Annotated in this window: 17 protein-coding genes and 2 pseudogenes; all 19 read right to left on the reverse strand. The window is 48.7% G+C overall.

Annotation, left to right across the window (positions count from 1 at the left end; all coding sequences use genetic code 11):
- Positions 1-1041 carry a retron Ec48 family effector membrane protein gene (locus tag L383_RS25665; RefSeq protein ID WP_023330996.1) on the reverse strand — a complete coding sequence of 347 codons (1041 nt, stop codon included), beginning with the start codon at positions 1039-1041 and terminating at the stop codon, positions 1-3.
- The gene (locus L383_RS12100; protein ID WP_023330997.1) at positions 1041-2225 is read right to left on the reverse strand and encodes a reverse transcriptase family protein; all 1185 of its coding nucleotides are present in this window, start codon (positions 2223-2225) and stop codon (positions 1041-1043) included. The genes L383_RS25665 and L383_RS12100 overlap by 1 nt, the downstream gene beginning before the upstream one ends.
- Before the next feature lie 721 nt (positions 2226-2946).
- Positions 2947-3203: pseudogene (locus L383_RS25035) on the reverse strand (ogr/Delta-like zinc finger family protein).
- A 525-nt stretch (positions 3204-3728) separates the two neighbouring features.
- A complete protein-coding gene (locus L383_RS12095; RefSeq protein ID WP_023330999.1) occupies positions 3729-5048 on the reverse strand; it encodes a VasL domain-containing protein in 1320 nt (439 codons plus the stop codon).
- 96 nt (positions 5049-5144) lie between these two features.
- On the reverse strand, positions 5145-5615 hold the full coding sequence (locus L383_RS12090) for a hypothetical protein (protein ID WP_023331000.1): 471 nt from the start codon (positions 5613-5615) through the stop codon (positions 5145-5147).
- A 14-nt stretch (positions 5616-5629) separates the two neighbouring features.
- Positions 5630-6082, reverse strand: coding sequence for a type VI secretion system baseplate subunit TssE (gene tssE / locus L383_RS12085; RefSeq protein WP_023331001.1), 453 nt, complete (start codon positions 6080-6082; stop codon positions 5630-5632).
- Positions 6075-6611 carry a type VI secretion system lipoprotein TssJ gene (gene tssJ, locus L383_RS12080; RefSeq protein WP_023331002.1) on the reverse strand — a complete coding sequence of 179 codons (537 nt, stop codon included), beginning with the start codon at positions 6609-6611 and terminating at the stop codon, positions 6075-6077. Before tssJ ends, tssE begins: the two co-directional genes overlap by 8 nt.
- Positions 6592-7694: pseudogene (gene tssG, locus L383_RS12075) on the reverse strand (type VI secretion system baseplate subunit TssG). The gene tssJ and the pseudogene tssG overlap by 20 nt, the downstream one beginning before the upstream one ends.
- Complete coding sequence (gene tssF, locus L383_RS12070; RefSeq protein ID WP_023331004.1) at positions 7649-9412, reverse strand: type VI secretion system baseplate subunit TssF; 1764 nt, start codon at positions 9410-9412, stop codon at positions 7649-7651. Before tssF ends, tssG begins: the two are co-directional and overlap by 46 nt.
- A gap of 21 nt (positions 9413-9433) precedes the next feature.
- Positions 9434-9964, reverse strand: a complete 531-nt coding sequence (locus L383_RS12065; RefSeq protein ID WP_023331005.1) for a DUF805 domain-containing protein — start codon at positions 9962-9964, stop codon at positions 9434-9436.
- Between the two features lie 64 nt (positions 9965-10028).
- Positions 10029-10760, reverse strand: a complete 732-nt coding sequence (locus tag L383_RS12060) for a YidX family protein (protein ID WP_023331006.1) — start codon at positions 10758-10760, stop codon at positions 10029-10031.
- A 30-nt stretch (positions 10761-10790) separates the two neighbouring features.
- A complete protein-coding gene (tssA, locus tag L383_RS12055; RefSeq protein WP_023331007.1) occupies positions 10791-12386 on the reverse strand; it encodes a type VI secretion system protein TssA in 1596 nt (531 codons plus the stop codon).
- Entirely contained in the window at positions 12386-15805 is a 3420-nt protein-coding gene (locus tag L383_RS12050; RefSeq protein WP_023331008.1) for an ImcF-related family protein, read from the reverse strand. Before L383_RS12050 ends, tssA begins: the two co-directional genes overlap by 1 nt.
- Before the next feature lie 87 nt (positions 15806-15892).
- Positions 15893-16951: a hypothetical protein gene (locus tag L383_RS12045; RefSeq protein ID WP_023331009.1), complete on the reverse strand. Its 1059-nt coding sequence runs from the start codon at positions 16949-16951 to the stop codon at positions 15893-15895.
- 3 nt (positions 16952-16954) lie between these two features.
- Entirely contained in the window at positions 16955-17221 is a 267-nt protein-coding gene (locus L383_RS25040; RefSeq protein WP_071852606.1) for a PAAR domain-containing protein, read from the reverse strand.
- A 29-nt stretch (positions 17222-17250) separates the two neighbouring features.
- The gene (locus L383_RS12040) at positions 17251-17931 is read right to left on the reverse strand and encodes a hypothetical protein (RefSeq protein ID WP_023331010.1); all 681 of its coding nucleotides are present in this window, start codon (positions 17929-17931) and stop codon (positions 17251-17253) included.
- The gene (locus L383_RS12035) at positions 17928-19832 is read right to left on the reverse strand and encodes a muramidase family protein (protein WP_023331011.1); all 1905 of its coding nucleotides are present in this window, start codon (positions 19830-19832) and stop codon (positions 17928-17930) included. Before L383_RS12035 ends, L383_RS12040 begins: the two co-directional genes overlap by 4 nt.
- A gap of 8 nt (positions 19833-19840) precedes the next feature.
- The gene (locus L383_RS0124020) at positions 19841-20371 is read right to left on the reverse strand and encodes a hypothetical protein (protein WP_226882781.1); all 531 of its coding nucleotides are present in this window, start codon (positions 20369-20371) and stop codon (positions 19841-19843) included.
- Between the two features lies 1 nt (position 20372).
- A complete protein-coding gene (locus L383_RS12030) occupies positions 20373-23009 on the reverse strand; it encodes a type VI secretion system Vgr family protein (protein ID WP_023331013.1) in 2637 nt (878 codons plus the stop codon).
- Positions 23010-23237: the final 228 nt, after the last annotated feature.

Below are 23237 nucleotides of genomic sequence, written 5' to 3' on the forward strand. Positions count from 1 at the left end.
TCAAACATATGCTCTTTTTACACTGGATAATTCAATATTTATATCTGTGAATGTTAAATTTATACAATCTATTAACTCAAACACCTGTTCTTCGATTAAAACAAACTCATTCTTTGGACCTGTACTAATCTTCACCCCAAGCAATCCAATAGCATCCAACATACTGACTTGATGATGAGTATAGACATATTTTCCAGATGGATCTGTTATCTTATTATTTGCATCAGTAATAACCTCAATTATTTTCTCTATCTTATTTTTATACTGGAGCGATATAGAGACATCGCCTTTTTTTGAATAAGGAAAAATCAGACTGTACCACTTATATATATTTACTTTGTCTGGTGATATAAATTTCCTTTTCGATATTTCAGCATTTACGTAATCCCTGAACATATTCAAATGTGAAATATGATTAGTCAAGTTACTGTTTTTCACACCAGTTTTATAAGTCATTAATGCAATACCAATACCGCCAATAGTACTAATTAATGTAATTAACCATGCAGCAGACTGAAGAATAATAGACACACTATTAAAATGCGTCAAAAAAGTTGTTACACACTTATCAGTAAAACAAATGTCTTTCTGATAGAGTTTTTCACTATAAATAGTAAGAACAGAAACAACTGCACTACAAAAAATACCTATAACAAATACAGAGATAATAGTTAAAATCAATCCTCTTATCTCTTTATCCCGGCCAAAGTCACCCAATGGTATACGATCAAGTAGTTTGCCGAGCCATACTAATGGTAACTTAATCAAAAACAAAGGTGTACTAACTATAAAAATAACCAAAGTGATAAAGAGCGCTATGACGCGTTTAAATACACATTTAAATCTTTTAATGACTCTAATCCAACTTCTTTCAAGACTTATCAAAGAACCTTGGTTTGTACCTCTTTTGAAGATTAAAGTGACAAATCCCCAAATGCTGCTAAGTAATTGTGATATTACGCTAGAAATGTCTCTATAAAGAAAATAGAACGACATATTCATAGCTTTAAAGTCATCCCTGAGCTTATTAAAGCCAATCATTAATACTTAACCTTTTCAAGACGTTTTTTAAAACCATCTGCGATTGAAACGAACCCCGCAGTTCTTCTTAGAATGATTAAATTAAAAAATGCCAGGTCATACTTCTTTTTATAATAGTCTTTCTGAGAATTCCCACCTTTATAAGAATTTTCTAAGAATTGTACAGCCCTTTCAATTTTATCAATATCCCTTTTTGCTGCCTTGGGCTGTATCAATTTTAACTTCGCGGAGAGTATTTTATACTTCCCATGCTTGACTCGCCCTAACTTATTTACCCTACCCACACACCTATTGTATTCAAGTCGATATGCTATGCTTGTAATGGAGTTATTTTTTTTCGCTAACTGCTCTAAATTATGGACAGAAGCTCTAATTCGCCCTACCTCATCAGAAGGTAAACGAGGTTCATTAAAAGAAATACGCAACCCATGAACTTTCAAAGACTCAGTAGAAATGTTATGAACCTGAGTTTTATCCTCATTTAAAGGCAAATCTTTTTCGTCCAACATGGATTTGATATGTTCCAATATCTGATTCATATTGTAACCAACTAACTTTGAAGAAACAGTAATATCATCAACCAACCGAGTGTAAACTAATTGTTTTCTTCTGGCCCGATTTACAACATTATGCTCAAGATCAAAAAGACACAATGAAGCAATATAACTTGAGGTTAACGCTCCTTGAACGATTTTATGATCATAGCAACAGATATCCGTCAAATAGTTAAGAACTTCGCCTTTAAATTTAAAAACACGCTGAAATATGGAATAAACAATATCTCTATGTATGTTATCAAAAAAATTCTTAATATCTACTTTAAGTATGGTCTTAGCATTGCAATGTTGTTTTGCGCATGCAATATAATGCCGTTCAATGCCTGCTTTTTTCTCTTCTTTGTTGGTTGGGACTGAGCCATATATAAAGCCAGGCCAAATAATCAGTTCTTTAAATATTCTATTGTTAATTCTTTTTTGTATACGTCTAATTAAAGGATGAGGGTCATAAACGTCTCGAGAATCTCCATTTATTTTTTTTACTTGTTTCTTTTTATATCTCAAATGTGAAGGCATCTCACGAGCTTCATTTAAATCTGAAAGAGAAATATTCAAGCAAGAACTTAAAGAGTGCAAAGATCGCAAAGAATTTGTGTTTGGTTTTTTTATCGGAATATCAGTAATCATGATAACTTTCCATGCTCAGAAATCAAAATTACATCCGGCCTCCCTCATGCTCAAGAGGGCAAAAGAATAGGGATGCTTTCGTCAAAAGCCCTTAGCAACTGCCCCTATTCTTTGACCGGACGCAATTGAGGACGGCTACAGCCCCATCGTTGCCGGCCAGGCTTTGTGGGGGTTCCGTTCCAGCCTGTACGTTTGCACAGGCGCTCTCACATGTACACTGCGAGAGCGGAAGCTAAGAAACTATAAACTTTGACTGCCGCAGGCAAACGGTACGTTTGCGCTGATAAGATATTATCATTGACGTTATGAGTTTCAAGGGTTTGCAGTTATTTTTCTCAGTACCTACCAAAATTGTGACCGGATCACCAAAATCACACTACACCGCACCCGCCTGCGGTTTTCAGATCGCAAAAATTTTCAGTTGGGATTTTTTACAAATGATAGCGCCAGACCGCGCCACAACTGAGGATTTACAGCGAGCATGGAACTGAAAAGAGCGAAAAGAATTTCAGCTTTTTTCAGTTTGGCTTTACTCCAAAATCGCAATAACTTGGAGTAAGCTATTGATAGTAAAGAGATATAAAATTTTAAGTGAGGTTTTCATGATAACTGACGGCACACTTTAAAATTAATTAGCTGATTCTTATAAATATTTTTGCTTAAGCAACTGAAATTTAATGAACCGAAGCCGGGAAAGTTTTAGTTACTCCCGGCTAGCCTCTCACTGGCTCTCTTTGACTGCCAGTAGTAGTTCTAATGCTTTTTGTCGCTCGTCCGGTGGCAAGGCCATTATCCCTGGCCGCTCAAAGCGCTGGGACTAATCGTGTGTGAGAAGGAAACGTTCATCACAAACGTATGCCCACACTCTACATTTGAGCAATAACAATACACATCTGATAATTTTGGGTGCTTTCGGTTTGTTTTCCTCACCGTTGCCGCAGACATACACTCCGGGTAGTAAATTTTCATCACTCGCATAGCTAAACCTCTTTTGCCTGCCAGAAGAAGGGAGTTCGGTTCCCTCCTTCTTGTTCTGAACGTGTAACACTGGTAACACGTGTAACATCGTTGATTTAATTGAAATTAATCTGTTACCAGTGAGCTAAATAAAGAGGTAACGAGCGGTAACACACTGATTTTTTTTACCACTGTTACCAGTGGCTATTTCTGACTGGTAACAGTGGCAAGCCCCGTCGTTACTACCTGTTACCTCTGTTACCTCATAAAAATAATGCTCACGCGATGACTATTCAGGATCGGCGCTACCCACTAGGTTGGAGGTTGGAGGTTGGAGGTTGGAGGTTGGAGGTTGGAGGTTGGAGGTTGGAGGTTGGAGGTGTTTTAGAATGAGCCCAGACCTGATGAAAGCACAAGCTTTAATACAAGTGTATATTTATATGTATAAATCAATATAAAAAAGAAAAATATATCCTTATATTTCAATAAATAAATTAACAGGCTTCATTCATGCATTGGCCAGATTACTCCGTTTGCTGCAATAGCTCATTGAGCAGAGGCGTCCTGTTTTATTTGAGCATAACGCGTTGCCAGTTGTTTTAAATGCAGCTCAAGTTGAGTCTTCTCCCCTTCAGGAAGTACATTTCCAGCAGGATACTGCGACAGTCGTCGGAGCTGTTCTTCAGCCGGTATCGATTGATTAAATGACTGCATAGCGGAAAAAACCACTGACTTCAGCTCACTGACGGTCATGTATTTACCCTTCTGCTCATCCAGACCGTTCAGGCGGTGACCCAGCTTCTCCAGCGTCGCCATTCCCTGATGCCAGCCGTTCAGTTGTTCTGTTGGTAACGCCGCGGCATTCCGTTGCTGCTGCCACTGCTGAACCAGAGGCTTAGCCTGCTCCGGCCACAACATCTCAGCCTGTTCCGTGAGTTTTCGGCTGTAAGTCATACTCCAGTCAGGAGACAATTTATCCAGCAGGGCAAGTTGCTGCTGCGTTTGCGCGATCGCCGTTTTCGGTAACGAAGATTGCTGGCGCAGCGTTTTAAGCTGTTCTGGTGACAGAGGTACAGGCAAAGGTGACAATGAGGCTGCAAGCTGAGCCTGTAGCGGGTCAGTACGGTGAAGATACTGCCAACCCCATAGTGCAAGTGCGCTTATCACCAGCATGGTCCCCATCCCGGCGACGAAAGATTTCCACTTTTTCATCGGACCGGGTATTGCCGTCTGAACGTCAACATTCGCCGGGTACTCCGACTGTGCGACATACACCCATTTTACTGCTTCATTCCGGGCGTTATCTTCTTCAGCAGGACTACTGGCAGAGACGGTTGCTCCCTCGCTGTTTTCCAGCCGGACAGCACTGTTGTGCATCAGGGTACGCAACGTATCCAGCTGGCTATGATGCTTAAGCTCCAGGCGCTGCAGCACCTCCCCCAGCGCGGTGAGCCGTTGCTCAGCCTGGTACAGCTGGCTGAGGTCGCTGTAATTGAGCGGGAGCGAGCGCATCCGTTGCTGTAGACGCTGATTCAGGCTGCTGAGGATTTCCATGCGGGCATGAACCGGCTGTGGCCACATCGCCCCCCACTGATGACTAATCAGCGCCTCCAGTATCGCCAGACCTTCATTGAGCCCGAATAATCCGGCCAGCTGCGTCCGAGCCAGCGTGTACCAGGCCAGCGTCTGAAGCTCCACGCCGTTCTGCTCAAACAGTGAAAGACAAAGTTTCTCGACATGCTGCCAGTTAACGTCTGGACGCGCCGGATGGGTGAGCTTACTCAGCTCATCACGCAGGGCGGTATAGTCCGGTAGCGTGCGCGGGTCGCCGCCGGTTTTGATTTTACGTGGGATAATGTCATTCATGGCCAGTCGTCCATTTGGCGTATCAGGAGTGAGTGAAGGTCGTCGTTTATGCGGCTTCGCGTGCTGCATATTCAGAGGGGGCTGCAGTACCCGCAGCTATGGCAGAAGCGCCAAAATCAGACCAAAAAATGTGCTCTCATCAAAACGCTGTCCAGAACGTGATAATGCACCCGCCGGAGTATAGGTCCAGTCGCTCACCGTACCTGAACGCATAAATAAACGCCCCAGTGACGATATGCTTCCTTTAGTGTGAAAGGCCGCTTCCACACATCCGGTCACGCCCTGACCGTACAAAAATACCGGCGTAAACGTTACAGACCGGTCGTCGTAATGCAGGACGATACCGGGAATGTCAAAAGCCCCGCCCTCCACCAGCAGGTCCGTGACCGATGCAGTGAACAGCTCCATATTCAGTCCGGTACCTGTCAGCCACGCGTCCATTTGCTCCTGAAGCTGTGCCATTCGCTGGCGGAACGCTGCAATATCGGCCTGAGTTTTACTGGTAAACGAAACCGGAACTGGCTGTCTGGCCTGTAGTTTTTTGAGGAACTGTGATTTTACTGACATGGTGTTTTCTGGCCTTACAGACGAGTTTTCGTATCGAGATATTGCTGTTGCTTAAGATGCCGCAGGAGAACCCGCCCTTCCGGCATAAACTCGGTGCCGTAGCGCACCAGGCCGATACCTTTGAGCTCAGCATCAATGGCATAACGCAGCTCGCCAGGTACGTTTTGCTCCAGCAGTACTACATCTATCCTTTTCAGGCGGGGTTCATATTTGAGCAGGACAGCCGACAGGGTGCCCATCAGTTCATGGGCGGTACCTGGCATACCCTGGAGGATTTTGGTCATATCCGGCAGGCCATAATCGGGCAGATGCGCCAGCGTGCCGGCGCGGCAGTTGAGAACGCGCTGCATGTTATCCAGTACCGACAGAATGACCTGATTTTCCTCGCTGACCTGATGAAGATCTAAGCCGCCGGTGAAATTGCCGTAAAGCGTTTCATAAAGTGAAGGACTGGATGACTCACTCATCTTTCAGCACCTGCAGGGTCAATCGGTTGTTGCCCGCCTCAATAACCCGTGCTTTATCCGGATCAAGATCATCACGGCTCAGCACAACGCGCCAGGTATTGTTCGTCTGGTCCGGCGACATAAACATCCCTGCCACTGCCACGTACTGAGCGTCCTCCTCCATTGGCATATCCACCGTCGCAGCACCGCCCGGTTGCAGGCGGATATCTTTCTCTGCCACCAGATCTGCATTAATGGCCTCACTATCGGCTTTAAACAGAGACGGGTAGTCCGTGCTGTCGAAGGTCTTACGGTCTTTAAGTTGATAAATACGCACCACTGTCGACAGTGCTACACCACCGGCGTTGTTGTTCACGGCCTCGCGGGCACGGATATCGAGGTGGAGAATTTTTACCTGCTTATAAAAAATAGATTTGGTCACAGCAACGGTGCCGTCAGTCACTTTTTGAGTCAGCCCACAGCCCGTCAGCATCAGTGTGATACTGGCGGCCAGCGCAGCCAGAGGAAATTTACCAGCGGTAATCGCCATCTTCATCGGTCTCCCTGCGGTGTATATTTTCCTGTACCCGCTCATAGCGGCCAAGATTGATGGTTATTGTTTTGCAATGTGCGGCAGTGTTCGCCGCATTTAGCGGCCGCATTACGGCGGTGCGGCCCAACTGTACTGGCCGACCTCAGGTTTAATGCTCATTGTCGCGTCCGGCAACAGGCTACGATCGACACACAACTGCAGGCGAACGTCGAGCCGTGACCCAAGATACACATGCAGCAATGCCATTAAATCCGTGTGAAGCTCGCCGCCTGGTAACCAGCCCTGTACTTCAGCCGGATTCGAGGTGTACAGACGCATCAGTACCTGACTGTTCACATCGGTGGCATAGCTGCCCATCACCGGGCGATTTGTCAGGGAGACGGGCTGGCTGACGCTCATGGTCAGTGGCTTCTTCAGCGGCACACGGCGTTTGTCATGATGCCAGATTTTCGCCTGCGTGTTGGGTGCCAGCAGGCGCACCAGCGAGGCCATGCCTTCTGCGGTACGCCCCGGCAGTAACATGACCGGCAGCAGTGCCAGAAAGCGCGAAGCCGGGGTCGCGATACTGTCCGTGCAGCCGTTAATCCCGAGCCCGGCCAGTCCCAGCAGGTACTGCGAGGTTTTGTCCTTACCGCCTTCTTCGAAAGTCGCCGGGTATGAATATTTACGCCAGATACGGTAATACTGGGTAATCAGCCGATGGTTAAAGATATCGAGGAAATCCGCGGTGGCCTCATACCCTTCCCGTCGCTGGGTAATGTCATCGATATAGTGCGTCGGCAGTGGAGACTCCACGCCGTAGAGCCCCATAAAGGTGATACGTACAGTCGGCGGAAGATGCGGATACTCAGGCTGCTCAATCCCTTTGATTTCAGATGCCGGAAAACTCATGCCTGGATGGGGCCGGAAGCGCACCGGCTCATGCCGTACCTGCCATGTGCTGCCGGTGACCGGTTTATCCGGCTGGCTCTGCTCCAGCAACCGACAGAAACGGTAAAAATTCATGTATGGCAGCCGGTCACCCAGCAGCGCTCTCAGCCGGGCAGGCGCGGACTGTGGTTCTCTTTCCACCGGATACATTTTCCTTCTGGCTGTACGATGAGGGTGAGCTGGTTGAACTGGTTCATATCGGCATAAAGCGCAAAGAATCGGTTGAGCATTTCGCCGAACAGGTGAATATCGCCCTCACCAGTGAAGCCGTTGCTGTCGAGGGTCACTTCGATATCCAGCCCCCGCAGGAGGTAACCCTGCTCAAAACGTTGAAGGCGATGATGCGCCACCTGCTGAATCGCCTCCAGGCGTCGGGTGTTCAGTTCATCTTCCTGCCAGTTATACAGTGCAAGCGTCCCGCGCAGCACTTCAGCGGTGCTCATCATATTCAGGAATCCGGAGCCAAGGTGGCTCAGCACCCGCCAGTGGAAACGGTCTTCCGCTGGCGGGTAAACAGGCAGCGTTGGTTTGCAGAGGTTGCGTACTGAAAGTTGTGTACTGACCACCTGCTCACAACGGTCAAGCAGCGTGCTTTGTAGCGCACGGCGCGGCAGCTGGCCGTTGGTGCCGGTGATTTGCAGCGAGACAGCTTCACGCTCAAACAAGCGGTCATCTTCCCACTGGTGGCCACCGAGGATAAGCCAGGTGTCATACAGCCCGGTCACGCTGCGCTTCACACGGGTGTGGTAGTAACGGGGTGGTGCATGACGGCGCATCATCCCGCCCTTGTGCCTGAAGCTGCTGAACGGCACATACTCTGCATCACCGGTCCGGTTTGAGCCTGTCACCGAATCCACCGAATAAATCTCGGTGTGTCCGTCCTGCAGACGTTTGGGGCGCAGCAGGTACTCACTTTCAAGCCCGGTAATGGTGAGCGGGTCAGCTTCCAGTGTGAACAGGTTAATCACCGGCACACAGTGCAGACGAACCGCGTCATCGGTGACCGGCAGCTCTGATGGCCACGGTGTGCTGAACACGACTTCAATGTCGAAATACTCCGCTCCGGCAGGCGGTGTAATGCCCTCAAGGCCGTTAAGGTGGACAAACATAAACTTGTCGCGGAAGGTGAAATACTCCAGTAGCAGCTGGTAACCACTAAAGGCGGTATCACCCTTCGGCCACAGCCCGTCTTCCTCCGCAAACCCGCCCGGTGAGAAATACCCGTCGAGGCGAATACGGTCGGTCTGTCCGGGCAGACGCATATACAGGGCAGCCTGTCGTTTGGTCAGCATCAGGTTCAGCTGGCTGCTGACCGGGGCGTCCGCCCCGAGATAAAGACTCAGGTGGCTGAGGTCCGCATGGGACCAGTCCGCCTGGGTGCTGCAGGCAAAACGCATCCGCAGCAACGAGCGCCCGTCCGGCTCAGTGGCCATGGTCACCCGGGAGATATTCAGCGGATTGAGCATCACATCGCGGGTGGTGCGGTAACGGCAAACCGTGTTTTTCGGCCCAACCGGGCGGGAGTATACTTCCAGACCCGCGGGCATCACTTCCGCCATCTTAACAGTCTGAAGCGCAGGCGTGAACGCGACCACCGAGAGTGACGGAATGGTTCGCAGGTAGTGTGGCCAGAGCATACTGACCAGCCCTTCGGTCAGTTCCGGCAGGTCGTCGTCGATCTTCTCCCGTAGCCGTCCCATTGAGAAAGCAAAGCCTTCGAACAGCCGTTCAACATACGGATCCGGTGTGCCGGCCTTATCCAGGTCGAGCATCGCTGCGCGATCGGGGTGGGTTTGCGCGAACTCTTTCGCGGCTTCACGCAGGTAGCGCATTTCTGCGTCGTAATAACGCAGGGTTAAATGATCCATAAAAATAAATCCCTCAGGTAATTAATTCATCGAATCAGAAGATGAGATCGGGTGTTTTATTTTTGTTGGTTTACTACATAACCAGACCAGGGCAAAAGCAACCATAATGCTGACACTTATGGTGAAACCTTTAGCTACCTGCTGGCTTGAAACCTCATCCAGAAAATGCCGGAGGACGTAATACATCAGGACAGCTAACATTAGTAAAATAAAAATTTCCAGAAGCATCAGGCTCCCAAACCACCATCCTGACTTTCCAGTATCGTGCATGCGACGTACACCAAGCGCAAGAAAAGGAAAGAGTAAAATCAAAGATCCAAATGTGCGCAAAGGAAGATAAATAAAATAGGCCCAAACCAATGCAATGCCTCCGGCACTGGTTTTATCCGCCATGACATCAACGCGCAGGAAATAGCTCCCTGCACCGATAAGAAAGAAAACAATCAGGTTGATAATAATAAATAACCAAAACTCCTGCCGGGTAGCTACCCCTTGATATATGAAACTTTTTTTCCACGCAGACCAGTAGCAACCCCAAAGACTCTCCGGCATAAATCCCTCTAATTAGACATGCAATGTAATTGACAACGTAATCCATGATGAGATGTGGTATACATCATCCATTCATCATCATTAGGAGATATAAAGGAATCAGCAGGATGTCTCCGGTCAGAGTGACTGGGGTCATCAATACATTGAATGCAAGCTTCCCTCCGTCCATACCTGCACTGGATGTGTACCTATAAAAACGAACCTGATAGCTGTCATTGAGAGATGCTTCACCCGGTATGGCTCCTCCGAATCTTGACTTATTGATAATAACACCTCTGATCTCAACAGACCGTTGATAGAATCCGTCTTTTAATCGAAAAGAGGCATCCGTAAGCCGGGTTCTTTCTTTAAACGTTAATGATGATGCGGGTTGTCGAGTTTTTACATGAATGAACTGATTAAATCCGGCGTTACCATAGCCCTGATAATCGCTGACAAGACTAATATCTATATACTTACTGCTTCCGATTGCCTTAAGTGGAATATCTTTCATTAGTTTATTGAGTGATAGCAAAGCATTGCCATTCTGAGTGACAAAATACACATTTTTCTTACCAATAAAACCGACACCTTCAGATGGAATATCAATAATTCCTGTTGCGCCTGAGAGCGACTTAGTACTCAGATTGACATTTTTGTATTCAAAAGCGGACTGGATTTCATCACTATATGCTTCAACTCGTTCAGAATGCCTGCTGTTATCATTTGGATTACTCAAGGCCCAGAGAATTGAAGTACACCCACTTAATATCACGGTTGATAAAAATAGCAGTACAGCTAAATATTTTTTGCTCATTATTTTCTCATTAGTCTTATTAAAAATAAATTACGCGCACAAGACAGAAGCACGAACCGGATCAATCGCAATCAGTCCAGCCAGCAACTCTTCCATTAGTGGATTCAGGCGCACCTTATCAGCCTCACTGCGACCGGCTTTCAGGCGCAGGAGTTTCAGATGGCGGGCCTGTACCTCGAACAACAGTTCAGGCTCCCAGTCACTGAGGGTCACTACACGGGCACGCTCACCCAGCTCAGCAAACAGGTGCACCGCCAGGTCATTCTTACCGTACTGCTCAGCAATGCGTCCCATCAGCAGACGCAACAGCCACCTCTGACGATCGGTGATCATGCCCGGTCGGGTCTGCAACCAGCCCAGCGCGGCATCCGGGCCTTCACTGTCGGCCAGCGCCACGGCTTCCGGCTCCAGCGCCAGAATGTCGTCGTTACCGGCGGTGGCCGGGGCTGATGGCGTATCGTTGTCCCACCCACCAGTGGTATCAAGCACGCTCTGCTGGATCCAGTTCAGCGTCACTTCATCCGCAAAGGGGGTACCGTCACTGAACGCCAGCGTTTCAAGCCCGGCCAGACGGGTAAGCAGCCCTTTCAGGTCAGCGACAATAATGTCGGCCAGCGTCTCCTGCCCCGACTTCGTCAGCGCCTGGTGGATATACCACTGCAAATCCAGCCACAGGTGATTGGCACCACGTGAAAAGGTGCTGTCGGCCGTTTCCAGCATTTCAGTCCAGTTCTGCTGCAGGTAGAGACGTTTGAGTAAAGCGCGTTGATCCGCCCTTGGCGGCTCAATGCGTGTGCGCCCCTGCGCATCCGGGGCAGGAATGGCCCGCAGGGTATCGTGACGCAGGCTTTTCATCAGATGGTGTGCTGACAGCCAGCCGTCCGGCTGCTCGCGCAGATATTCAGTAAGGGTACGGGCCTGGGCCAGCAAATCCTGACCGGAGGTGATCCGCCCGATGGCCGGGGCATCGCTGTGGCTGGCAGCCGAAGAGGTTTCGCTGGTACTGGCATTCTGAGGTACCACCGCATCCACGCCTCCCGCTTTCTGCAGACGACTTTCCAGCGCGCTATAAAGCGTATTGAGTTCGGGACGGGTTTCATCCGGCTCATTCTCAATAAGCTGTGATATCAGCAGCAGCGCACCAGTGGTTCGCATCGCATCGATCCTGACAACCTCCGGGTACAGGGAAAGCGAATCAGTCATGCGCGACCCGGCCAGCCATTCCAGTGCCGCCTTACGGCTGCGGTCACGCTGCGGGTGCAACTGTGGTCCAAAGCGCTCCAGCAGACCAGCCAGCAACTCGAGTCCTTCGGCCAGCCCCTGCTCACCTTCGCGGTGTAGCTTCGCCCAGCAGTAGTATGTTGCCACACGGATATCTTTGGCGATCGTGGTCAGTAGCTTCTCAGCAAGCCGGCAGATGAGTTCGGTATCTGCACCGGAAAGTTTATTGACCTCTTCACGCATCTGCTGGAAGTCATCGTCATAGCCCGGGTCTTCGCCAGCGGACGATTGCCCGGACAGCGGCTGCAGCCAGCTTTCCCACTGCGCCACACGTTCACGGGTTGCTACAAGCAATGGTTCCTGTTCTGTCTGGCAGGCACTGAGTAAGGCATTGAGTGTGCTCATCAGTACGTCCCCCCGTCGTCACTGGCCGTATCTGTCGCCTGGTCTGAGGGCGCGATGCCGGTGGTGCTGAAGATGGTTTCCGGCAGGCGGAAATTACGCAGCTTCAGCAGTGCCAGCGGCCCCTCGCCGGCTTCGGTACGCAGGGTGTAATTGAGCGTGCGACCATCCTGTGCCTTCCAGCTCAGGCTGTAGCTGCTACCCACGCCCGGATAAGCACTGACCGCTGCCTTATCCAGCAGGCGTATCCAGCCCCAGGCACCCGGAATATCGGCGTACTGACGGGTTCCGGCCTGAGTACTAATCCAGCTCAGGTTCGCGCCGGGTGCTTCGGTATCCGCAGGCCAGGTGAAGCGCTTCCACGCCGGCAACTGGTTCATATAGGTCAGCTTCTGGCTGTCGATAATCATGTCGGTCTGCATCACCCCATCGGCGGTGCCCGGCCGCAGATCGAAGTTCATCCCGGCATTACCTTCCGTAAAGGCCACATCCGAGATATGGCTCAGGGTGTTGATGGCACTGAGGAATGCCGGGTTAAACGTCAGCCCCTGCGAATTGATGCTGTCCGGCACCCAGTGATTGCCCTCTTTGTGCAGCACGCCTTTAAGGCGGGTCTGCAGGAACTGCGCGATACGCCCGGAGTCTGCATTAAGGTACTTCGCCAGCAGAGGCAAAGAAACGTCACTACTGGCATTGTTAAACGGATAGCGGCCACCAAACGCAGAATTCCACTCACTGACGACTGCCTGCTGCCACTGGGCATTGAGGCTGTCAGCCGCCGGGGTCAGCACCTGCTGCCAGGCCTGCTCCATCGGGTTCACAAACACCGTGCGGCCAAAGCCGCTCCACTCCTGACCGAGCCCGGCAGCAATCAGACTGCCGTAGTCGCGGGTTTCGGTGAGGTCAACCGCCTTGCCCTCGAACACCGTCTGAGCAAGGGTCCGGGTCATTGCCTGCGGGTCGGCAGCGTTGGTCACCTGCTGCAGACGAAGACGCACCTGCGTCACGCGGGTCAGATATGACTGCAGGCTCAGTTCCTGTGCACCGGTGCGGCTCTTGTCCATCAGGGCCAGTACCGGACCAAAGGTCGCATCCAGCGGCCCGTGAACACCGGCACTCTGGTCAATGGCATCTTTGTTGTCACCGCCCAGCAGGTTCTTCGCGGATTTCACCAGGGAGTCAGAAATCGCCTCGCCGGTCTGTCCGGTGCGCCCCTGGATGTTAAGTGTGTTCATCAATGCAACAAGAGGGGACTGGCGCACATCGGCCATCAGCGTCAGCTGGTCAATGGAGTCCGACAGCGTCGCAGCCGGGTTCCAGCGCAGACTGTTCAGAAACGCCAGCCAGGCACCACCAAAGTCGGCGAAGTAACGCTCCGTCAGGCGCCTTTTCAGCACTTCCGGCGAAGTCTCGTCCTGTTTATTCACCTGATGCTTGCTGTCAGTCAGGACCCAGTCGAGCTCGTCCCGGCGTGCCTTCACCACCTTCTCGATAGCGGGCTGCACGGCCTGCTCCCAGGCCTGACGGGTAAACATCCCAGGTACGATTTCGGTGGTGCTGAACAGACGGGCGGCATCAGTGTCCCCGGTCATGTCTTCAAGTCGCATATCGACATACAGGTGCGCCACTTGAGAGAGCATCTTCTGGTACAGGGTAGATTCACTGTTACGCACGCCCATCAGGCGAACCAGCAGCGAACGCGCCTGGCTGACCATGCCCTCATCGGCACGGAGTTTCCACTCCGGGTGCGCAATCAGCTGAGCGCCCCAGAACGACAACAGAGACGGAGCCATCCCCTGCCAGACACCGTCTTTCACACCGTTACGCTTCGGCCAGTCGTTCAGCAAAGCAGAGCTGAACCATGCCGTGTCCATATGCTCCGGACGTGCCAGCATCAAATAGAGCTTGAGCTGGTCATAGGTACTTTTTGCCATCTGTTCTCGCAACGGACTACCCGGCGGCAGCGAGTTAAAGGCACTGACCTTCTTCTGCAGATGGTTTGCCGCCGCATCCCTTAACAATGGCTGTGTACTGTCCTGATAACGGGGCCAGAGTGCGGTTAGCAGCGCATCATTCTGACTCAGCCCAGCACGTTCATACCATGGCACGCCATGCTCAGCGCGATACTGAAGACGAGCCAGGGTCTTCTGCAGTTCCGACAGCGCGTGCAGACGCTGCTCCAGCGACTGATTCTCCCGGGCGGCAAGAGATGCCTGAGCATTTGCACCGGCAATCTGGTTGCGGTTGGTGACATACGCGATGCTCATCCACACAGCCCAGCTCACCATCGTAAGCGCAGCAGCAGACGCCAACACTCTGCGCCACGGAATGCCAGGTTTCACGGGGCGCAGTGCGGTAGGAAGCATCCCGACAGATTCAGGCAGTAAATCCCAGCGCTTGTCCATACCCCAGTGATGCTGCACGCTACGTTCAGCACCGGCAGAGGGCTGACTGAACACCACACCAGCCAGCGGCAGCGGGCGGTACGGGTTTAGCATCACCGACAATGGCGCGGTCACACTCTCCGGTTCACGAATGAGCTGGTCGGCAAGCGTCAGCAGGAAGTGGTGTTTAACATCATCACAGGTCTGCTGCAGGCCCTTTAATATCAAATCTGGCGTCAGAGCGGAGAGTTGTTCTGCCAGCCCCTCGGTACGACAACCGGCAGGCAACAGGCAGCCGGTCGCCTGCGTAATGCGTCCTTCCGGCTTACCGGCTCGTGGGTGCAGGCACCAGACATACAGCGGGAGTTTCCAGCCAAGCGTATCCATACGCGCGCTGATAGCATGAGACAGGGAGTCCATGGTGCTTTCTGAAGGTACCGGTAGCGGCGGCTCCAGCCCTGGTGCTGAGAGCTGGTCAAAGGCCGAGGTGACCCACACCAGCCCATCTACCGGGCGACGGCGCAATTTGCGCAGCGCGGTCAGCCAGGCACTGTCGGCTGGGGTATTGAGGTCACCGCCCCACAGCAACAGTGTGCCTCGGTCTTCCTGCCAGAGCTGGCCCGTAAGACCCGGAGTCAACTGCTCCACCTCAGATATGGTCCCAGTGACCAGCAGAATGCGTGTTTTACGTCCCCAGCACCGACCGTAGAGGTTACGCATGGCGTCACGGATAGTATCAACGGTGACATTGCGTGGTGCTGTCTGCTTGACACGACCTTCATCGTCCGGCAGGACATTTTTACGCTTCCCCTGCAAACGCGACCACTGTTGTAAAATCGCAAGACTAATGATTTTGCCATGGCGGGCAAGCAAAAGAAGGATTATAGCTGCCACAGATCCCAGCAGCTTTAGTCCATTACTTGTCAGTCCGAACGCTTCACCGTTTTTCCAGATGACCAATCCTATCGCAACAGCAATTAGTGTGGTAATGCTGAGGCGCCCCCAGTTACCACGCCACACTGAACTATCCTTCGCCATTCATCAGATTCCCTGTAGTTACGGTATTTACAAATCGCTGCTCTTTGTCACCCGAAAGCATCAGGCAATCTTCTTTTGTGAGCAGAGCTATATCACTGACGACGGCGGCCACAATCCACGGTGAGAAGGGACCACTGAGTCCGGCATATTTTTCCAGCCAGTGGCACTGCTGAGGTTTCCATCTGCCTTCATATTGTTTTCACTGGTCAGAAGAGCGGAAAAATCATCGCCCCACTCCATGCTGTCACCCATAATTGCACGCGCAGCAATAGCCTGTGACTGGGTCGAGAAAAAGGTATCGAGCTCTTTACTCAGCATTTGGGTTGATTCAATCGACATAGGCCGAAGCAGGCGAGCGTGATGGTTTAGCTGATACTTCGTTGCGACGTCATCAGAAGTCAGCATTAAAGCCGAGAGCGAATCACTGTACTCATTCCCTCCCTGAGTCTGGTGAACCAACAAAAGCTCAACATCCAGAATCGGGGATTTAAGGCGTTCGCCCACCCAATCGAAGGCCCGGCCTTTAAGAATCGTCAGTAACGGTACGGGATATGCCATTCCAACTAACTGGAGCCAGCATGCTGTAAATTCTCTCTGCAATGTCTCATCAGGATCGTGTGAATCAGTCAGTAAGGTTGCGTGGAAAGGGAGGTCTGATAAGCGCTGTAATTCTGATATGTCCAGGCCCCCAATCAATGCTGAAAAAGTATCTTCGCCAGCAGGTAACGTTATTCTCCGAGAAAGAGAGCTACTCTGCTCGAGATCTTTGGGGGCCTGCAGAAATGTTGATGGTGTCAATTCACCAGGCAGAATAACCCGGCTATACAGAACCGCCAGATAACGCCCGGCCCAGGAAACCCATTGCTGCTGTGCATAATCTGCTTCATCAGATTCAAACTGGTGACGATCCATTGCGTGGTTATACATCCAGCCGCGAATACAAATCGTCACGAACCAGATGAAAAGAGGACTTCCGGCAACAATCCAGAGGTTAAATTTTTGCAATTCACCAAGAAACTGATTGGCGTAGAGTACAAAGAGCAACACTCCAGCAATAACAGCAACAAGGCCTGCAATCAGCCAGATGACCAGTGAAGGCTCATCAGGTTCTACAGCAATTGTGGCTTTCTGACGCTCCCAGTTCATAACTTATCCTACTGAACAATCCGGCGCACTGGAGATAACATGGCAGCCACATTCACATTCGCAGCCATCCACAACAACAGGTTTCCCATCAGAGATCCATTCTGGTGATCCTTCGATAATGGCATTGACACCATGCCCCTCGACAGGGCAAAAAATTTCATCGCCAACAAGAGCCACTTTATTTCCGTTCACAGTCATGGTCGAAGATGCAGATATAACCTCACCGCCGTGAGTAGTTTTATCTCCTAGCAATACAAATCCTTTGGACATATCACACCTAACAAATTAGTTTGTATGTTTTAATTGAGCCGACGGAACTGAATCCATCCTTTTTTGATTTGTGGAACAATATCATCATCTAGAAATGCAGAACAAATACCGAGTTCACCGACAGCGAAAATCGTTGTAGGGTAACCTATTTCTATTCCATTCCGCTCTTCAGGGTCAGGCTCAGAATAATAAGGAAGGCCATTCTCTCTATAAGCATTAACATCCAAGTATTGATTGCAGTTTACGTTAAATCCATTATCATCAATTAATGACAACGGGACCAACTCATCCTTATCAAACTTTAACTTTTTCCCTGGAATTCTCTTACCAACAAATATATTTTCTGTAGTATCCTCTGTGACCATTCGAATAGTGCTTGAAGAAATAACCATATTCCCCTCAGAAAATCTAGCGCCAGCCCATCCAACCGTATTCAAATCAGACTCAACACTTTTCTGATAAAAATACACAGTCGGAACACCATCTTTAACTTCAACATATATTTCATTATCATCAGTAAACTTAGGAACAGGACTTAAGATATATTTACCCATAATTTTTCTGGGTTTGTTAGCTAAAACACCATACTCTTTCATAGCACCATGCTCTTTATAAACCCAATATCCATAATACAGACCATCTTTTACCTTAATAGTATTGCAGAATGCAAAAAAAGGAACAACAACAATAAAAAACAATATTTTTTTCATTGTACAATCTCCACATGGAATGCTGGCTCACCGCGATTTTCAAAGGGACTGATATATTTCATTTTCCTTGGATTATCTTTTGCATATTTTGTAATAGCCTTATCAAAAGCCCGCTGCAAAGCGGCAGGCAATAATTTTTTACTTATATCAAATACATTTCTCTGAGCATACGATTCAAGAGAAACGCAATGTTTTGAAACAAGACGTCCATCTTTTTGTAAAGAATTGACTTTATCAACCATGGCTTTTTTAACCTGATTCTCCTTACTTTTATCTATGCCACCCGCAGCGATAGCTGCTTGTACAACCTCCCGTCCCGCAGCAGCATAATAATCAAGTTGGGATTGTATCCCCTTGTTTTTCATGTTCATATACATTGCATCGACTTGTTTTTCCGCGGTGCGCAACGTACTGGTGATCATAATCTTATGGACACCTGCGGATTTCATTATCCCTTTCATAATATCAAGAGAATGATTAGTTACCAGATTTTTCAAACTAAGAGGAATATCTTTAGAAAAATCCACCACCGGTTCAAAGTCGTTAACCACAGATATTTTCTTTGCATTCCCCTCGGAAGTAGTCTGATGTTTCTCTGGATCACTTTTACTCCTACGAGCAACAGACTTATCCGTCGTCGTAGTTTTAATATGAATTACATTGCTTTTCTTTTCCGAGTCCGCAGATTTACTTCCTTTAGGCAACACAATATGACTTCTTGAATACTCTATGGCTGCTTTAGTATTAGCATTTTCAACCCCAACGCTTTTGAGAATCTCTTTCTTGGTCTGCTCAGAAACATAGCGGCTAACATATCCATGATTTTGATTACTATCAGGTATTTTTAATTTCGCACCAATACGCAACATATTTACATTATGGATCTTATTAATTCTTGCCAACTTCTCTACTGATACACTATATTTCTTCGCTATTGCTGATAAGGTGTCACCTTTCTTAACGGTATAAGTTAGAGTCTTATGTTTTTCATTGGTATTTTTTTCAACAGTTGCTTTAGCTAATTCTTTGTAATTATCAGCAAGAATAGTAAACACAATTTCTGAACCTGCGATAGCATTGACTGATTCAGTCATCCCGTTTGCATCAGTCACGCCTTTGATAAAAACTAGAGTTTTCTCATAGTCTGACACTAAATTTGGGCATGTTAAACTTGGAAATGGAGAGATTGCAGCAATATAATTTTTGTTTTTGAATGCTGTATTATTTCCCGTAGATAGTTTAAATTTAGTATTAACTTCAGTGTTTTTTAGTAACCCTTCCACAACTGATAAATGCTTATTTATATAAAGCGCCCACTTCTTTCCATCTGCACTTTTCTTACGTGTACCAGCGATATACTTTCCTAAACTATAGGCACCATCATGATGCAACAAATAAAGCCATTCCCAGTATTCACTTTGATCTGATGTGTAACTCTCCATCACCTTTGATTTGTTAAGTAAAAAGGAATAAACTACCGCATAACATCCTTTTTCAGCGTCAAAAACTTCTTCATTACGAAGATCTAGCTGAAAACCAAGAATGTCTTCAGATTGTGTCAATGCATCTTCGATAAAACCAACTGTTCCTTGTGCTAAACCAGCTGCACTAGTAGTCCCTGCTGCCGCATCGGGGTTAAACCCGGACTCGACTTTAGTTGTTAATAATATATATGATATCTCTTTATAACTTAATCCATAGCGGACAGCTATGGTAATTATCATATCTATAATAGCTTCCTGGACATCTTTATCAGCATCTCCTATTGTACGACTGTTACCTCTTAGCTTTCGGGAAGTATCTATATCCGGATAGAGTGAGATTAAAGAAAACGGTTTAATCTGGTCATCAAAATATGCCTTTCCCTTTTTAGCATTTAAATACTCATATAAATCAGACATATCATACCTCAGCGATTGCTAATAAAGTCTATATTTGTATTGTCGTATGGGTTTTTCATCTCTCGAGATCTAAGCTCAGAAAGCTTGTTACCTGTAACAAAGTTCCCTAAAAGATCAATAAATGGGGCGTCAATATAGGACAACAATGAACCCTTAACTCTCTCCTCTTCATCCAAGCCTAGATGGTATCCGATCACAATATTTTCATTGTCATAGCATTTCATTGTGGAGGGAGTCCAATCACCAGGCTTAACTACATCATTAAAGGAATAACCCTGTCCTTCCAGGAGGACTTTTTGGCTGTTCGGGATGTATGGCAAAGAAAATTCTTTATTATTCGTGCCATTTTTTATTTCCAATTGGTAATTTCTGCATATATTCTCCGTTGGGCTTTTTTGATTCATCTGGCATTCAGCACTGACCTTTACCAAAGCTGAGCCACATTGCATTTGTGCTGATTTAGCATTCCATGTGCCACTTGCAAATGAAAAAAATGGAGCAAGCAACATGCATAACAAAAATTTAAACTTAAAAGTCATATCACGCACTTTTATTTTCCTCACAATCACTGCATTGGCAACCATCGTCCTGGAACGACATATCTGAGAATGATGAACGATGTACTCTGTCCACAATATTTTCACTATCGTACCAATAATCACTTTGAATCATTTCAAGTTCAAAAGGCTCATTCGGGTTTGATGAGTAAAATGGGACTGTTTCACCGTTCTCGTCTGTTCTACCAAATAATTTCTGCCCATTACTCGATGTCAACACGTATGCCGTAGCGGCAACTGGAACTCCGGCATCAGACGATGCAGTAAATTTCCCACTATATCCAGATGGAAACTGGGGCATAACACTACTCATGCTTACACTACCCATTTTCTGTGCATTGGCACATTTCCACAGGATATTACCTTCACAGCCCAGAATAATATTCTTACCCTGCAACTGGATGAACGACCCATCCAGATTTTTCAGCACGATATCTTTCGCCGCCGTGATCTCAATTCGCCCTTCTGTACTGGTTACGGTCACATCCTTTTTGGCTATCGCATCAAGCGCATCATCCTGAGCCTGAATTTCTACTTTTCCCTTAGCCGCAAAGAGTTTCATTCCGGCTTTACGGGCCAGCATACTCACGGCTTCACCTGCTGCTACGGTAAATCGTTTAAGTGCGCTAATGTCTGTATTCTGTTGCGACATGATCCCAACGCTGGCACTACCCGACGCCATACGAACCGCCTGCGGGCTGGTGATGCTTACTCCTTCAGGCGCATTTAGCACCATTCCTGGCTGGGCAAGGTCTTTAAGAGCATCAGTCAACTTTACCTGGCTCTGTATATCAGCAGGAAGTGCTTGTGCCGTTTCAGCAGCATCAGACAAACTTCTGGCAATACTCAGTGCATTTTCCAACTGGGCAATAGCTTCCTGCATCGAAAGCATCTTGTCCCCGGCAAACGGCTGTTTATCTGCTGTGATAAATACACCAGCTCCGCCGCGAACGGCCACCCATTTATCAGTACGTAACTCCGCACCTTCACCCCGAAGTACCCTGTCAGCATCCACATTGTGACCCAGATTAAGCTGCGTCTTACCGCCGTACTCTGTACTGATCTTAACTTGTTCTTCTCCCCGCTTATCTTCCATCCGCAGCTTGTTCAGGCCAGCTGTGCGAATGACGTTGCGAGTGCTGTTGGCCTCCGTAACATGGTCAACGTGGCGGGAGTCGTGGAGGGCATGAGCAATATACGGACGATCCGGATCGCCTTCATGGAATGCAATGGCAACTTCAGTCCCCTGTATCAGCGGGAAGTGAAAGCCATACTTGTCGCCGCCGTAAGGCTTGGCAAAGCGCACAGGCATACTTTCCATGCCCTGGCGTTTATCGTCGCGGTCAGCATCGAATTTCACCCGGTACATGCCGGATGCATCCTGCCAGGCGTAGATGTCGTTATCTTTGGCACTGGTCACACGCGCCATCAGCGTGCCGCTGACCACCGGGCGCTTTTTAGCGGCAGGTCGCCAGCATCGGTTCTCGTAATATGGCATCCCCTCCCACATCACCATCAGGGCATCTTTACGACTGGCGATATAGCTCGTGCGGGTAATGATAATGCCGTTGTCCGTTTCTGATGGCAGGGTAGGCGACACCACACGTTCACTGATGGTCAGCACCTGGGCCGGAGAAAGCAGGGCATCATTACTACTGCCGCTGATAGTCGTCTGCCCGGACAGGAAACGTTCATGTTCAAGGCGTGCCCAGAAGTTGCCGGTTTCTGCTGCGGGGGTGATTTTGTCGCCGCGTCCAAGATGACGTGGCAGGTAGTGATACACATCACCGTAGGTCACACCTTCACCATCACCCCTCGTCATGTCTGCCGGTACAGAAGTCAGGATATTCTGGGCTTCACGGTGATTGTAATCACTGGCGGTGACAGAGCGCTCAACTACGTTCTGTCGGACGTGAACCCCCCATACCGAGTCCGCTGCATTGTCACTCATGCCCGATGGACTGCTCAGTGGCAGCGACTTACCGAACGTCCATGCACTCTGCTTGTCTGCAAAATGCACCACCTCAGTCTGGGTGTCGGGTTGCAAGGAAAAGAAGTAGAAAATCCCCACTTCAGCCAGCAGACGCTCAATGAACGCGAGATCGTTTTCCTTGTACTGGTTAATCTGTTCACGCTTCGGATAGTCAGCTTTGAGGGTGAACTCATACTCCCAACCTTTCAGGCCATGCTCCTGCAATACTTCAGTGACAACTTCCGGTACTGACTTATTAACGAAAAAGCGGTGGGTACGGAATTGATTGCGCAGCAAAGACAGGAACGGCTCAATAATAATCTGGTACGTCGCCTGGTCACGTGAGCCACTGATACGCTTAAAATGCGTCACCACACCATGCACCACTTTCTGCCCGGTCATCCCCATCAGAGGCCCGGTCCCCATGGTCAGCGTGGCAGGCTTAGTCAGCAGTTGCGCTGAACTGATATTTTGATCGCTGCTGGTAAAGATAACCTGGTAGTAATAAAGCTCACTCATAAACTCCTTACCGCTGAAAGTTTCCACATCCAGTAAGGCTGTGCAGGACGGAATATCCAGACGATAGCGGTTCAGCCCGCCTTCAGTTAGCGCAGACAGGGTGTTCTTAAGCGTATCTGTCAGACTCATGATATTGACTCCATGGGATAACCTGCAGTCCATGACTTTATTGCCAACGGGTAAGTAACAGGTTCAATCAGGGTACTCAGCGAGTACGAAAAAGGGTGATTACGGTTCCAGCCACGACAGCACACATGAGGGCTTTAACCAGCAACACGGTCATTTCAAAGTTGTCCATCGCATTTTCCCCATTACCACTGATGGGAATAAAACGCTTAACAAACGTGTAAATAAAAG

The organism is Enterobacter sp. MGH 37 (assembly GCF_000534515.1).
Classification (GTDB): Bacteria; Pseudomonadota; Gammaproteobacteria; order Enterobacterales; family Enterobacteriaceae; genus Enterobacter; species Enterobacter kobei.

What these genes read in the sequence shown, in the direction of transcription:
- tssA (WP_023331007.1), bottom strand. Translation starts at nt 12,386, where the DNA reads ATGAGCACACTCAATGCCTTACTCAGTGCCTGCCAGACAGAACAGGAA.
- L383_RS12065 (WP_023331005.1), bottom strand. Translation starts at nt 9,964, where the DNA reads ATGCCGGAGAGTCTTTGGGGTTGCTACTGGTCTGCGTGGAAAAAAAGT.
- L383_RS12050 (WP_023331008.1), bottom strand. Translation starts at nt 15,805, where the DNA reads ATGGCGAAGGATAGTTCAGTGTGGCGTGGTAACTGGGGGCGCCTCAGC.
- L383_RS12090 (WP_023331000.1), bottom strand. Translation starts at nt 5,615, where the DNA reads ATGTCAGTAAAATCACAGTTCCTCAAAAAACTACAGGCCAGACAGCCA.
- L383_RS12035 (WP_023331011.1), bottom strand. Translation starts at nt 19,832, where the DNA reads ATGTCTGATTTATATGAGTATTTAAATGCTAAAAAGGGAAAGGCATAT.
- L383_RS25040 (WP_071852606.1), bottom strand. Translation starts at nt 17,221, where the DNA reads ATGTCCAAAGGATTTGTATTGCTAGGAGATAAAACTACTCACGGCGGT.
- tssF (WP_023331004.1), bottom strand. Translation starts at nt 9,412, where the DNA reads ATGGATCATTTAACCCTGCGTTATTACGACGCAGAAATGCGCTACCTG.
- L383_RS12030 (WP_023331013.1), bottom strand. Translation starts at nt 23,009, where the DNA reads ATGAGTCTGACAGATACGCTTAAGAACACCCTGTCTGCGCTAACTGAA.
- L383_RS12040 (WP_023331010.1), bottom strand. Translation starts at nt 17,931, where the DNA reads ATGAAAAAAATATTGTTTTTTATTGTTGTTGTTCCTTTTTTTGCATTC.
- L383_RS25665 (WP_023330996.1), bottom strand. Translation starts at nt 1,041, where the DNA reads ATGATTGGCTTTAATAAGCTCAGGGATGACTTTAAAGCTATGAATATG.
- L383_RS12060 (WP_023331006.1), bottom strand. Translation starts at nt 10,760, where the DNA reads ATGAGCAAAAAATATTTAGCTGTACTGCTATTTTTATCAACCGTGATA.
- tssE (WP_023331001.1), bottom strand. Translation starts at nt 6,082, where the DNA reads ATGAGTGAGTCATCCAGTCCTTCACTTTATGAAACGCTTTACGGCAAT.
- tssJ (WP_023331002.1), bottom strand. Translation starts at nt 6,611, where the DNA reads ATGGCGATTACCGCTGGTAAATTTCCTCTGGCTGCGCTGGCCGCCAGT.
- L383_RS12100 (WP_023330997.1), bottom strand. Translation starts at nt 2,225, where the DNA reads ATGATTACTGATATTCCGATAAAAAAACCAAACACAAATTCTTTGCGA.
- L383_RS12095 (WP_023330999.1), bottom strand. Translation starts at nt 5,048, where the DNA reads ATGAATGACATTATCCCACGTAAAATCAAAACCGGCGGCGACCCGCGC.
- L383_RS0124020 (WP_226882781.1), bottom strand. Translation starts at nt 20,371, where the DNA reads ATGACTTTTAAGTTTAAATTTTTGTTATGCATGTTGCTTGCTCCATTT.
- L383_RS12045 (WP_023331009.1), bottom strand. Translation starts at nt 16,951, where the DNA reads ATGAACTGGGAGCGTCAGAAAGCCACAATTGCTGTAGAACCTGATGAG.